This is a genomic window from Herbaspirillum sp. CF444 (genome assembly GCF_000282135.1).
Taxonomy (GTDB): domain Bacteria; phylum Pseudomonadota; class Gammaproteobacteria; order Burkholderiales; family Burkholderiaceae_D; genus Herbaspirillum.
In genome coordinates this window covers 13,415-26,274 of record NZ_AKJW01000078.1, presented here as the reverse complement: position 1 = coordinate 26,274, position 12,860 = coordinate 13,415, and the positions used below count along the sequence as shown (strand labels likewise).

Sequence of the window (12,860 nt, the reverse complement as noted above, 5' to 3'; positions counted from 1 at the left end):
TGATAACAATTCTTATTTGAGTTGTCATCCACAGCAGCAGCAGGGGCCGGGGCGTGGAACCGATGTTGCAGATTCCTGCTTTCCCGCAATTTGTGAAACAATGCTGCGTCACCCTATCAGCCGGGCCACCGGCAACGCCTTCACCATGACGGATTCCACAGTCGGCATCGCCCATCAGGATGTGCCCGCAAGCTTTACCGAACTCGATGCGCTGATCCGCGCCAACTATGCCGAGATGCGCCCGCAGTTCCAGGCCGGCGCCGCCTTCCTGCTCGATAATCCGGGCGAAGTCGCGGTGTCGACCATGCGCGCCGTCGCCACGCGCGCCGGCGTGCAGCCGTCGACGCTGGTGCGGCTGTCGCAATACCTCGGCTTTCCCGGCTGGGGCGAGCTGCGCGCACTGTTCGTCGAGCGCCTGGCCGTCACGCCCAAGGCCTACGCCTACAAGGCGCAGAGCCTGGTCAAGCGCAACAACAGCGACATCCTGATCGCCGAAATCTTCCAGGCCCAGCGCGCCAACCTCGATGCGTCCGAACCGAAGAATGCCGACGAATTGCTGCGCGCCGCGAAGGCGTTGACCAAGGCGCGCCATGTGCACATCGCCGGTTTCCGCGCCGCGTATTCGGTGGCCTTCATGCTGGAATACCTGTACCGTTTGTTCCGTCCGAGCGTGACGCTGATCAAGGGCACCGCCGGTTCGCTGGCGATGGAATTGCGCGCCGTCACGGCGCAGGACGCGACCATCGTGATCAGCTTCGCACCCTATTCCATCGAAGCCGTGCAAGTCGCTGAAGCCGCCAAGCGCGCCGGCAGCAAACTGATCGCGCTGACCGACAGCGCCGTCGCACCGGTAGCCTTGCAGGCCGATCACACGATTTTGTTCTCGCATGAGAGCCCGTCGTTCTTTCCCTCCATGGCGGCGGCTGTTGCGGTCGCCGAAAGCCTGATCGAACTGGTGATTTCGCTGGACGACGACAAGGCCGTCAAACGGTTGGAGCAGGCCGAAGATGAGCTGTACCAGAGCGGCGCCTATGTGAAGGGCGGCAGCAAGTAATCTGGTCTTGCCGGATCGTTCTGCAACAACTGTTGCAACACTAAATCTCCCCAATTTTTTCTCGCCGTCGTCCCAGCGCACGCTGGGACCCAGTGACGTGCATTGCTTTGTCCGGGTTTCGTCAAGACGCTGGATCCCAGCGTGCGCTGGGATGACGGCGAAGGAGGCGTCGCTTTCAACCGTCGAGGCGCATCGCATTCCTGCATGTCAAAAGGCAACTTTCCGGCAAGTCCGATTTGGTGCGCGCATGTGTCGCAATGCACCAAAAAATGCAATATAAAATATTTATGCAACAAACGTTGCAAAAGCATTTCTTTCAATTTATAGTTGGCTCAACCTGAATTCCCGCACTTCGAATCCTTGCTTGAGGCCCGTTCCATGACACACGTGTTCCACCGCTATCCGAAACAAACCATGCCCGTCGCCAAAGCCGGCATCGGCATGGAGCTGATCGACAGCAACGGCAAGCGCTACATCGACGCCTGCGGCGGCGCGGCCGTGTCTTGCCTCGGCCACGGCCATCCGCGCGTGATCGAAGCGATCCGCAAGCAGATCGATGAACTGGCGTATGCGCACACCTCGTTCTTCACGACCGAAGTGGTGGAAGAACTGGCCGACAATCTCAGCGCCTCGGCGCCGGGAGATCTCAACCACGTTTACTTTCTCTCGGGCGGTTCGGAAGCCGTCGAAGCCGCGCTCAAACTGGCGCGTCAATACCATGTGGAAACAGGACAAAAACAGCGCCGCCATTTCATCGCGCGCCGCCAGAGCTATCACGGCAATACCCTGGGCGCGCTGGCCATCGGCGGCAACGCCTGGCGCCGCGAGATGTTCCTGCCGTTGCTGGCGCCGTCGCACCACGTCGCGCCTTGCTACGCTTACCGCGATCAGCTGAACGGCGAATCCGATGCGCAGTATGTGCAGCGTCTGGCCGACGAATTGGAAGCGAAGATCCTTGAACTCGGCGCCGACCAGGTCGCGGCCTTCGTCGCCGAAACCGTGATCGGCGCGACCGCCGGCGCGGTGCCGCCGGTCGGCGACTACTTCAGGAAGATCCGCGCCGTGTGCGACAAGTACGGCGTGCTGCTGATCCTGGACGAAGTGATGTCCGGCATGGGCCGCACCGGCTATCTATATGCCTGCGAAGAGGACGGCGTCGTGCCCGATATCCTCGTCATCGCCAAAGGCCTCGGCGCAGGTTACCAGCCCATCGGCGCGATGATTGCCAGCGATCGCGTCTACAACGCCGTGGTCGGTGGCAGCGGCTTCTTCCAGCACGGCCACACCTACATCGGCCATGCCACCGCCTGCGCCGCCGCGCTCGCCGTGCAAAAGACCATCAGGGACGACCAGCTATTGCCCAACGTGCAGGCGCGCGGCGAACAACTGCGCGCCGCCTTGCGCAGCGCCTTCGACAATCATCCGAACGTCGGCGACGTGCGCGGCCGGGGCCTGTTCGTCGGCGTCGAACTGGTTGCCGACCGCGACAGCAAGCAGCCGCTCGATCCGGCCAGGCGCACCCACAGCCGCGTCAAGAGCGAGGCGATGGCGTGCGGCCTGCTGGTCTATCCGATGGGTGGCACGGTCGACGGCCGCCAGGGCGACCACATCCTGATCGCGCCGCCTTTCATCAGCACCGCCGCAGACATCGAGCGCATCGTCGAGCGGCTGATTCCGGCGGTCGATGCTGCGCTGGCCTGAGGCAGTCCATTACGCACACCGGCAGCACCCATCAAATTCATCAGGAGAGGAAACGACATGAAACGATTCACCCTACCGCTGCTTGCACTGCTATCCGCATTGAGCGGAATGAACGCGGCGACCGCCGCCGACGCCGGCCTCGGCCCGACGCTGCAAAAGATCAAGGAAGGCAACGTCATCGCCATCGGCCATCGCACCAGCTCGATCCCGTTTTCCTACTACGATGAAAACCAGAAGGTGGTCGGCTACTCGCAAGACCTTTGCAACAAGGTCATCGACAGCGTCAAGGCCAAACTGAACATGCCCAATCTGGAAGTGCGCATGATCCCGGTGACCTCGCAAAACCGCACGCCGCTGCTGCAAAACGGCACCATCGATCTCGAATGCGGCGTCACCAGCAACCTCAAGGATCGCTGGCAGCAAGTGTCGTTCAACACCACCTTCTTCGTCGCCAGCAGCCGCATCCTCACGCGCAAGGACAGCGGCATCAAGGATTTTCCCGACCTGGCCAACAAGGCCGTCGTGACCAACGCCGGCACCACCTCGGAACGCCTGCTGCGCACGCTCAATGAACGCCGCAAGATGAACATGCAGATCCAGAGCGCCAAGGATTACGGCGAAGCCTTCCTGATCCTGCAATCGGGCCGCGTCGCCGCCTACGTGATGGACGACATCCTGCTGGCCGGCGCGCGCACCACGGCGCAAAAGCCCAACGACTGGCTGCTCACCGGCACGCCGTTCGGCGCCGAACCCTACGGCTTCATGGTCCGCAAGGACGACCCGCAATTCAAGCAACTGGTCGACGGTACGCTGAGCGGCCTGATGAAGAGCGGCGAGATCAACCGCATCTACGCCAAGTGGTTCACCTTCCCGATTCCGCCGAAGAACATCAGCTTCAATTTCCCGATGCCGGAAGATGTCAAAAAGCTCTACGCAAATCCCAGCGACAAGCCGATGGATTAAACCTGCTTACGATCTTACTGCGAGGCCATGATCCGCGAATTGACAACCCTTGGGCGGTGCTCGGAATCCTCATGTACTAAAGTACACTCCGGTTCCTCCGCTCCGTCCGCCACCGGCTGATGGCCTCTCGCTACAGATCGTAAGCAGGTTTCAAGACGATCCATAAATTTGGAGTATTGACATGACGCAAGCACGCCTGCCGGCATTCGATCCGGCCCACGCCACGCCGCAACAGAAAGCGTTGCTGGACGACATCCTGTCCGGCCCGCGCGGCAATCTCAACGGCCCGTTCGTGAGCTGGATCCACAGCCCCGAGCTGGGCCAGCTGGCGCAAAGGCTGGGTGCGTATTGCCGTTACGACACCGGCCTGCCGTTGCGCTTGTCCGAGCTGGCGATCCTGGCGACGGCGCGCGAATGGCAATCGCAGGCGGAGTGGCACATCCATCTGCCGATCGCCGTCGATGCGGGTTTGCCGGCGGCGGTCGCGGAGCAGATTCGCATCGGGCAGACGCCCGTGTTTGAAAAAGAAGACGAGCGCGTGGTCTGGTCTTTCGCTATCGAGCTGTATCGCCACAAGCGCGTCGCCGATGCAACTTATGCACGTGCGGTGGAGTTGTTCGGCCTCAAGGTGGTGGTCAACCTGATCGGCCTGCTCGGCTACTACGCACTGGTGGCGATGACGCTCAATGTCTTCGGCATGCGCGCCGAGGGCCAGACCTCGCTGCCTTTCTCAGAGCCGCCGCCGGCCTGATTACCTGATCTTCAGAGAAGCCGAGACAACATCATGGACTACCGCTGGAACTGGAGCGTCTTCCTCCACCAGGCCGCCGACAACCAGACCTATGTCGACTGGCTGCTGTCGGGCCTGTCGATCACGCTGGCGCTGGGTTTGTCGGCGTGGCTGATCGCGCTCACGCTCGGCACCTTGCTGGGCATCCTGCGCACCTTGCCCAATCGCTGGTTCAGCGGTATTGCTGCGGCGTATGTGGAGTTGTTCCGCAACGTGCCGCTGCTGGTGCAGATCTTCATCTGGTATTTCGCCATGCCGGAAATCCTGCCGTTCGGCATGGGCGAGGCGATCAAGTCCATGAGTCCGCTGGCGCAGCAGTTCACGACGGCGATGCTGTGCCTGGGATTTTTCACCGCGGCGCGCGTGTGCGAACAGGTGCGCTCCGGCATCCGCGCGTTGCCGCCGGGACAGAAGAACGCCGGTCTCGCGATGGGTTTCACGCTGGGCCAGACTTACCGCTACGTGCTGCTGCCGATGTCGTTCCGCATCATCCTGCCGCCGCTGACCTCGGAGTTTCTCAACATCTTCAAGAATTCCGCCGTCGCTTCCACCATCGGCCTGCTGGAACTGGCCGCGCAGGGACGCCAGCTGGTCGACTACACCGCTCAGCCGTATGAAGCCTTCATCGCCGTGACGCTGACTTACATGCTGATCAACATCACGGTCATGAGCTTGATGCGCTGGCTGGAAGGGCGCGTCGCCTTGCCCGGTTTCGTCGGCAGCAAATAAAGATAAAAGCAGACATCAAGGAAGACGCGGCCATGAGCTACCAATTCGATTTCAGCGCAATCACGCCGGCCGCCATCCAGGTGCTGGGTCACGGCATGCTGATCTCCTTGCAGATCACCGCCACGGCGATCGCCTTCGGCATCGTCTGGGGCACGCTGCTGGCGATGATGCGGCTGTCGTCGTCGAAGCCGCTGCAATGGTTCGCCGCTGGCTACGTCAATCTGTTCCGCTCGATACCGCTGGTGATGGTGTTGCTGTGGTTTTTCCTGATCGTGCCGCAGCTGCTGCAGAAGGCGTTCAAGCTGTCGGCTTCCCATGATCTGCGCATGACCTCGGCGCTGGTGGCGTTTTCGCTGTTTGAAGCGGCTTACTATTCCGAAATCATCCGCGCCGGCATCAAGAGCGTGGCGCGCGGCCAGCTGGCCGCGTCGTTTGCGCTGGGGTTGACCTACATGCAAACGATGCGCCTGATCATCCTGCCGCAGGCTTTCCGCAACATGGTGCCGCTGCTGCTGACGCAAGGCATCATCCTGTTCCAGGATACCTCGCTGGTCTACGTCAGCGCGCTGGCTGATTTCTTCGGACGCGCCTATACCATCGGCGAACGCGACGGTCGCATCATCGAGTTGCTGTTCTTCGCTGGCGCGGTCTACTTCGTGATTTGCTTCAGCATTTCGCTGGGCGTCAAATGGTTTCAGCGCAAGGCCGCCTGATCCATTTTTCAGGCGTGCAGCATCCGTTGATCGCGTAGGTTGTGCGGATATGTCGGCAAGCTTGCCATCGCGTCAACACATGGATTCGGGCAAGTATTTGCAAGCTGACATCGAACGATCGTGCGATGATTTTCGACAGTCAAAACTATTCTCAATCCTTCCTTGCGCTTGCCCTTTATCTTTACTAGATTGGGTATTCCAACAGAAAAACAGCCAGTCATAACAGCGCACTTAACTGTCTACCCAAGGAGCACAGTAATGAGTCCTGCCGCATCTGCTGTATTGGAAGAGCGCTCGGCAAGAGCACACGCCGGAAACCTCGGCATCGATATTCCTCCCCGCCCGCAACGCCGCCGCGAACGTCTCGACGTTACCCTGATGGAACTTGATCCGCGCGCAGTGGTGGATGGCGTGCTGCTGGATAACGGCATGTTCCTCGCACCCGATCCGACCCCGGTCGGCCCCATGCGCGAAATGTGCCCGCATTGCGAAGGCGTGGCGCTGCAACTGGTGCTGCGCCGTCATCATGTCAAACGTTCGCACTTGTTTTGCACACAATGCACGCGTTGCTACGACGCGGTATGCGAAGGAGGGTATTCGATACTCGGCATAGTCTGAGCCGATCGGTTTTTCATCATCTCGATAGCGAAAGCGGCCTCAGGGCCGCTTTTCTATTTCGGCCTTGACGGCATTGAGCATGTTGCGCAGGTCGCCTTTCATCAGGGCCGCGCCAAACAGCGTCGGCACATAAAAATCGGGCGCGATGATGCCCGCGTAGGAAATGCGGGTGCGGCCGTCGTTTCCTGCCTGTTGCTGCGCTTGCAATGACTGCAGTTCCCAGCGCGCCTGGTATTCGCGCATGTTGCCGCTGACCAGGCGGATGTCGATGGCCTGCATCGGCTGTTCGGTGACGTGCAGCACCAGATCGATGTTTTGCCGGATGAACAGGAATCTGGCGAAACCGTTCTGGGTGACGACGCGTTCATTGCCTTCGCTCGAGCTGACTTGCGAACGCGACAGGTTGGGGACGAACTCGGCCAGCCGGTTGTAGTCGGTCAGCACCTTCCAGCTGCGCGCCACGTCGGCATGCACGGTCATCTTCGCCGTCACTTCAAACAGCGGATAGCCCTTGGCGCGGTTCATGACGACGTCGATCTCGGGCTGGTCGGCGGTCGTCTGCGCGCCGGCGTCGGCATCGATGCCAGCGGCTCCGAGCAGCGCCGCAAGTGAGCAGAGCAGAAAAAGTCGCAAAGAAGTCTTTCGGTTCGTTATCGGACAGCGGGTCAGCATACGCGATTCAGGCAGCGTCATGGCCGTTGAACGATCAAGACATGGTATCGGTACCATTTTGACAATGCTAGAATCGGGCCATGACGAAGCTTACTATTCCGCCTATTCCAGCACCTTCACCTGACGCCTCAATGACCGACCCCCAGCCCATTGCCGAAAAAGCGCGCAAGGGTCGCAAAGGCGCCGGACTGACCTTGCGCGACGTCGCCAGGCTGGCCGGCGTGGCGCCGATCACCGCCTCGCGCGCGCTGAACACGCCGGACGCGGTTTCCGAAACCGTCCTGAAAAAGGTGCGCGAAGCGGTCGAGCGCACCGGCTACGTCCCCAATTTGCTGGCCGGCGGTCTGGCCTCGAAGAAGAGCCGCCTGGTCGCCGCCGTGGTGCCGACCATTGTCGGCCCGGTGTTCCTGGAAACCGTGCAGTCGCTGACCGAATCGCTGGCCGCCGCCGGCTATCAGCTGATGTTGGGCCAGAGCGGCTACGAAAACTCGCGCGAAGACGCCTTGCTCGAAGCCATCATCGGCCGTCGCCCCGACGGCGTGGTGCTGACCGGCATCATGCGCTCGCCGGAGTCGCGCAAGCGCCTGCTGGCCAGCGGCATCCCCGTGGTGGAAACCTGGGACCTGACGCCGACGCCGATCGACATGCTGGTCGGCTTCTCGCATGAAAACATCGGCATCGCCGTGGCGCGCCACCTGCACGCCGCCGGCCGTCGCCGCGTGGCGGTGATCGCCGGCGTGGACGAACGCAGCCGCCGCCGCGCCAAGGCGTTCTCCGACGAAGCGGTGCGGCTGGGCATGGCCGCCGCCGGCGTGACCGAAATTCCGCTGTGCATGGTGCCGGCGCCGACCACGCTGGGCAGCGGCCGCACCGGCCTGGCCGACTTGCTCGGCAAAAATGCCGCCATCGACGGCGTGTTCTGCAGCTCGGACATCCTCGCCATGGGCGTGATGATCGAAGCGCAGGTGCGCGGCATCGCCATTCCGACGCAACTGGCGGTGATGGGTTTCGGCGACCTGAGTTTTTCGCGCGACCTGCATCCGAAACTGACCACGGTGCGCATCGACGGCACCGGCATCGGCAAGGTGGCTGCGCAGTTCATCATCGACCGCGCCGACGGTTTGCAGGTGACGGATCGCGTGCATGACATCGGCTTTACCATCATCGAACGCGAGAGCGTCTAGCCGCACTCTTCGGGTTCGGTGCAGTTCCTCCGTGCAATGTTTCCTGAAAATCAATCCTCTGCAAATCGATTGACACGGTAAAACGGTACCGCTACCATCGGTGTCAATCGGAATTGGTAGCGGTACCAATCGGTGTCTCCAGACTAGCGCCAGTTCCTGAATTTATCGATTACCTCGGATCACCTCAGGGAAACTCATCATGTCAGTTCACCATACCGCCGGCGCACCCATCGTCACCGAAATGCAAGTCATCCCGGTCGCCGGCCGCGACGGCATGCTGCTCAACCTGAGCGGCGCGCACGGGCCTTACTTCACGCGCAACATCGTCATCCTGACCGACAGCGCCGGCAACACCGGCGTCGGCGAAGTGCCGGGCGGCGAGCGCATCCGCCAGACGCTGGAAGACGCGCGCGAACTGGTGGTGGGCCAATCCATCGGTGCCTATCATTCCATCCTCAACCGCATGCGCCAGGTTTTCAACGACCGCGATTCCGGCGGCCGCGGCCTGCAGACCTTCGACCTGCGCATCACCATCCACGCCGTGACGGCGGTGGAGTCCGCGCTGCTCGACCTGCTCGGCAAATTCCTCGGCGTGCCGGTCGCGGCCTTGCTCGGCGAAGGACAGCAGCGCGACAAGGTGGAAATGCTCGGCTACCTGTTCTACGTCGGCGACCGCGGCGTCACCGATCTGGACTACCGCAGCGAGCCCGACGCCGCCGACGACTGGCAGCGCCTGCGCCATGAAAAGGCCATGACCGCCGACGCCATCGTGCGCCTGGCCGAAGCCGCCTACCAACGCTACGGCTTCAACGACTTCAAGCTCAAGGGCGGGGTGCTGCGCGGCGAGGACGAGATCGAAGCCGTCACCGCATTGCACGAGCGCTTCCCGCAGGCGCGCATCACGCTCGACCCCAACGGCGGCTGGCTGCTCAAGGATGCGATCCGTTTGTGTCGCGACCAGCACGACGTGCTGGCTTATGCCGAAGATCCCTGCGGCGCCGAGAACGGCTACTCCGGTCGCGAAGTGATGGCCGAATTCCGCCGCGCCACCGGCCTGCAGACCGCCACCAACATGATCGCCACCGACTGGCGCGAAATGGGCCATGCAATCCAGCTGCAATCGGTCGACATTCCACTGGCCGATCCGCATTTCTGGACCATGCAGGGCTCGGTGCGCGTGGCGCAGATGTGCAACGAGTGGGGCCTGACCTGGGGTTCGCATTCCAACAACCATTTCGACATTTCGCTGGCGATGTTCACGCAAGTCGCTGCCGCCGCGCCGGGCGACATCACCGCCATCGACACGCACTGGATCTGGCAGGACGGCCAGCGCCTGACGCGCGATCCGCTCAGGATCGTCGGCGGCATGGTGGACGTGCCCACGACGCCTGGCCTGGGCGTCGAGATCGACATGGAGCAGGTCATGGCCGCCAATGCGCTGTACCAGTCCAAGGGACTCGGCGCGCGCGACGACGCCATCGCCATGCAATACCTGATTCCGGGCTGGAAGTTCGATAACAAGAAACCCTGCTTAGTACGGTAAGCACCGCGCGCAGTCGCAGAACTGCCGCGCCGAACTATAAGAACAAAGATTGCGCAGGCTGTTCCGGCAGCCTGCACCGACAACATCAAGGAGATACAACGTGAGTGAGCAAAGCATCGCGGCCTATGCCGCACATCCCGACGGCACGGCAAGCGGGCCGCTGGCCAGCGCCATCGACAAGGTCAAATGGCGCATCCTGCCGCTGTTCGTGATCATGTTCATCGCCAATTACATCGACCGCGTCAACATCGGCTTCGTGCGTTCGCATCTGGCGACCGACCTCGGCATCGGCTCGGCGGCGTTCGGTCTGGGCGCCGGGTTGTTCTTCATCGGCTACGCCATCTTCGAAGTGCCGTCCAACATCCTGCTGCAAAAGTTCGGCGCCAAGGCCTGGCTCACGCGCATCATGCTGACCTGGGGCGTGGTGGCCACGGCGATGGCTTTCGTGCACAACGAGACCTCGTTCTACGCGCTGCGCTTTTTGCTGGGCGTGGCCGAGGCCGGTTTCTTCCCGGGCGTGGTGTATTACTTCACACAGTGGCTGCCCAACAGCGAGCGCGGCAAGGCCATGGCGATCTTCCTGAGCGGTTCGGCGATCGCGTCCATCCTGTCCGGGCCGATCTCCGGCGCGCTGCTGCAGATCGAAGGCGGCGGCCTGCACGGCTGGCAATGGATGTTCATCATCGAAGGCCTGGCCTCGGTGGCGCTATGCTTCGTGGTCTGGTATCGCCTCGACTCGACGCCGAAAGACGCCAAATGGCTCAGCGACGCCGAGCGCGACAGCCTGGCCACCGTCATCCAGCACGAGCAGCGTGAACGCCAGGCTAGCAAGCCGGTGCACGTGTCGTCGTGGAGCTTGCTCAAGGATCCGCAGATCCTGCTGTTCTGCTTCATCTACTTCGCGATCCAGCTGACGATCTACGGCGCGACCTTCTGGCTGCCGAGCATCATCAAGAAGATGGGGCATTTCAACGACTTCCAGGTCGGCCTGTTCAACTCGATTCCGTGGATCATCTCTATCGTCGCGATGTACGTCTTCGCCAGCCTGGCGACGCGCTACAAGCGTCAGCAAGCCTGGGTGGCGGCGACGCTGATCATCGCCGCGGCCGGCATGTTCGCCTCGACCACCGGCGGTCCGGTGTTTGCCTTCGTGGCGATCTGCTTTGCCGGCATCGGTTTCAAGGCGGCGTCTTCGCTGTTCTGGCCGATTCCGCAGGCCTATCTGGATGCCCGCATCGCCGCCGCGGTGATCGCGCTGATCAACTCCATCGGTAACCTGGGCGGCTTCTTCGCACCGGCAACCTTCGGCTATCTGGAGCAAAAGACCGGCTCGATCCAGGGCGGTTTGTATGCGTTGGCGGTGGCGTCGGTGATCGCGGCGGGACTGGTGTTCCTGGCGCGTACGTCAGGCAAGAAGGCGATAGCCGTCTCCGATTGAGTCTGCATTTGTCTTTGGCCGTCGTCCCGGCGAACGCTAGGACCCAGTGTCTTGACGCGCGCTGACACGACGCTGGGTCCTGACTTTCGTCAGGACGACGATCAAAACATGGCCGCAGTGAGAGATTGACACCCCGCGTTTGGCAGAACGCGATGGCAGAAGAGGCGGACTTGTTACAATGTCCGCCTCTTCTGTTTTTCTACGTCCCCATCATGTCCAAAAGCAAGCGCCCGGCCGCCAAAGCCTCCACTCCTTCCAGCGTCGCATCGCCAGGTGCGGATCCGGGCGAATACGAACTCGACGAGGCGCTGGTCGACAAGATCGCCAATCTCGCCGTCGAACTCGCGACCGAGGACGACGCCTCGCCCGATTTGCCGGGCAAGCAACGCGACCTGCGCCGCATGGTCGGCAAGAGCCTGCGCCAGCAACAGGACGACGTGCTCTACGAAGCGCTTGAACGCGCACGCGACCAGGAAGCCGAGGCTTATCCCTACCTGCGCGAAATCATCGAAGAAGCCGCCGAAATCGTCTTCTTCACCCGCAATGAGCGCAGCTATGAAGTCAACGCCTTCGTCATCCCGATGTTCGTGCGCACCGCCGGCGGTCTCGACGCCGAACAGAATTTCCGCGACGCCGACGCCTTCACCGAGCTGACCGCCAGCATCAAGGAAGCCCAGCTGGAAAGCGCCGACGCCAAGGTCGTGCTGGTCAGCTACGCCTATCACCTGGACGAGATCGACGCGATTACCTACAGCCATCTCGAAGCCATGGTGCGCGACGCCTTCGCCGCCATGACCGACAAGAAACTCACTTCGACGCCCGCCATCGACCGCAGCATGAGCAGCTGGCCGGCCAATCGTTTCGGCGCCGACGACACGGCGGTGGAGCTGCGCTTCCTGCTCGGCTTTACCCTGAAGACGGTGGACGATCCCTTCTACACCATCCCGCAGGACGAAGCGGCGATGGATGCCTACTTCGCCGTGCGCGCCCAGCGCTTCCAGGCCTGGAGCGAAAAAGTCGTGCCGCTGGTGCAGCGCTGCCTGGTGACCGACGGACGCGAATTCGACGTGCATTTCCTGTATCAGGACTTGTTCCACGGCGGCAAGGAGCGCGGCATCGCCGAATACTTCATGCTGCAGATGATGTCCGAGCTCGATCACGGCCTGCAGCAAAGCGGCGTGACGGGAGCGCAGACGCGTGCCGTCATGGGGCCGGTGCACATGGACGGCGACGTGGTGTTGCGGGTGAATTTGTACGGTGACGGCGACGCGATCGTCGCCACGGCGGAAAAGCCGCTGGACGCCGCGCGCGACCTGCAGGTGGAACTGGACGACACCTGCGACGCCTTGCTGACGCTGGGTGTGCAGTCGGTTGCGCTGGCGGAAGAGTTCGACGCTGGCGGCAACGCCGTCAACGTCCAGCCTTACGCCGACGGCAACTGAGCAGAAACCAAGC

Annotated in this window: 12 protein-coding genes and 1 other RNA gene; 12 read left to right on the top strand and 1 reads right to left on the bottom strand. The window is 62.0% G+C overall.

Annotated features, from left to right (window positions below; translation table 11 throughout):
• The first annotated feature begins 181 nt into the window (after nucleotides 1–181).
• The 8 genes from PMI16_RS17730 to PMI16_RS25410 all read left to right on the top strand — a co-directional run bounded on the left by PMI16_RS17730 (nucleotide 182) and on the right by PMI16_RS25410 (nucleotide 6,568).
• Nucleotides 182–1,054 (top strand): MurR/RpiR family transcriptional regulator, encoded by an 873-nt coding sequence (locus tag PMI16_RS17730; protein WP_034381150.1) that lies wholly within the window; start codon nucleotides 182–184, stop codon nucleotides 1,052–1,054.
• A gap of 378 nt (nucleotides 1,055–1,432) precedes the next feature.
• Nucleotides 1,433–2,755 carry an aspartate aminotransferase family protein gene (locus PMI16_RS17725; RefSeq protein ID WP_007882093.1) on the top strand — a complete coding sequence of 441 codons (1,323 nt, stop codon included), beginning with the start codon at nucleotides 1,433–1,435 and terminating at the stop codon, nucleotides 2,753–2,755.
• A 57-nt stretch (nucleotides 2,756–2,812) separates the two neighbouring features.
• Entirely contained in the window at nucleotides 2,813–3,718 is a 906-nt protein-coding gene (locus tag PMI16_RS17720) for a glutamate/aspartate ABC transporter substrate-binding protein (RefSeq protein WP_007882091.1), read from the top strand.
• 71 nt (nucleotides 3,719–3,789) lie between these two features.
• Nucleotides 3,790–3,864, top strand: a non-coding RNA gene (locus PMI16_RS25415) — sX9 sRNA.
• Between the two features lie 35 nt (nucleotides 3,865–3,899).
• A complete protein-coding gene (locus PMI16_RS17715; RefSeq protein ID WP_007882083.1) occupies nucleotides 3,900–4,469 on the top strand; it encodes a carboxymuconolactone decarboxylase family protein in 570 nt (189 codons plus the stop codon).
• Nucleotides 4,470–4,502: 33 nt separating this feature from the next.
• Nucleotides 4,503–5,237: an amino acid ABC transporter permease gene (locus PMI16_RS17710; RefSeq protein WP_007882082.1), complete on the top strand. Its 735-nt coding sequence runs from the start codon at nucleotides 4,503–4,505 to the stop codon at nucleotides 5,235–5,237.
• A 32-nt stretch (nucleotides 5,238–5,269) separates the two neighbouring features.
• Nucleotides 5,270–5,950 carry a glutamate/aspartate ABC transporter permease GltK gene (gltK, locus tag PMI16_RS17705; RefSeq protein WP_007882081.1) on the top strand — a complete coding sequence of 227 codons (681 nt, stop codon included), beginning with the start codon at nucleotides 5,270–5,272 and terminating at the stop codon, nucleotides 5,948–5,950.
• A 258-nt stretch (nucleotides 5,951–6,208) separates the two neighbouring features.
• Complete coding sequence (locus tag PMI16_RS25410) at nucleotides 6,209–6,568, top strand: hypothetical protein (protein WP_007882079.1); 360 nt, start codon at nucleotides 6,209–6,211, stop codon at nucleotides 6,566–6,568.
• Between the two features lie 39 nt (nucleotides 6,569–6,607).
• On the opposite strand, the gene PMI16_RS17695 is transcribed toward PMI16_RS25410, so the two are convergent.
• A complete protein-coding gene (locus PMI16_RS17695; RefSeq protein ID WP_237719883.1) occupies nucleotides 6,608–7,201 on the bottom strand; it encodes an SRPBCC family protein in 594 nt (197 codons plus the stop codon).
• 170 nt (nucleotides 7,202–7,371) lie between these two features.
• On the opposite strand from PMI16_RS17695, the gene PMI16_RS17690 reads away from it, so the two are divergent.
• The 4 genes from PMI16_RS17690 to PMI16_RS17675 all read left to right on the top strand — a co-directional run bounded on the left by PMI16_RS17690 (nucleotide 7,372) and on the right by PMI16_RS17675 (nucleotide 12,847).
• Nucleotides 7,372–8,424, top strand: coding sequence for a LacI family DNA-binding transcriptional regulator (locus PMI16_RS17690; RefSeq protein WP_007882075.1), 1,053 nt, complete (start codon nucleotides 7,372–7,374; stop codon nucleotides 8,422–8,424).
• A 199-nt stretch (nucleotides 8,425–8,623) separates the two neighbouring features.
• Nucleotides 8,624–9,967, top strand: coding sequence for a glucarate dehydratase (gene gudD / locus PMI16_RS17685; RefSeq protein ID WP_007882073.1), 1,344 nt, complete (start codon nucleotides 8,624–8,626; stop codon nucleotides 9,965–9,967).
• 100 nt (nucleotides 9,968–10,067) lie between these two features.
• Nucleotides 10,068–11,405, top strand: coding sequence for an MFS transporter (locus PMI16_RS17680; RefSeq protein WP_007882071.1), 1,338 nt, complete (start codon nucleotides 10,068–10,070; stop codon nucleotides 11,403–11,405).
• Between the two features lie 212 nt (nucleotides 11,406–11,617).
• Entirely contained in the window at nucleotides 11,618–12,847 is a 1,230-nt protein-coding gene (locus PMI16_RS17675) for a DUF2863 family protein (protein ID WP_034381148.1), read from the top strand.
• The last annotated feature ends 13 nt before the right edge of the window (nucleotides 12,848–12,860 follow it).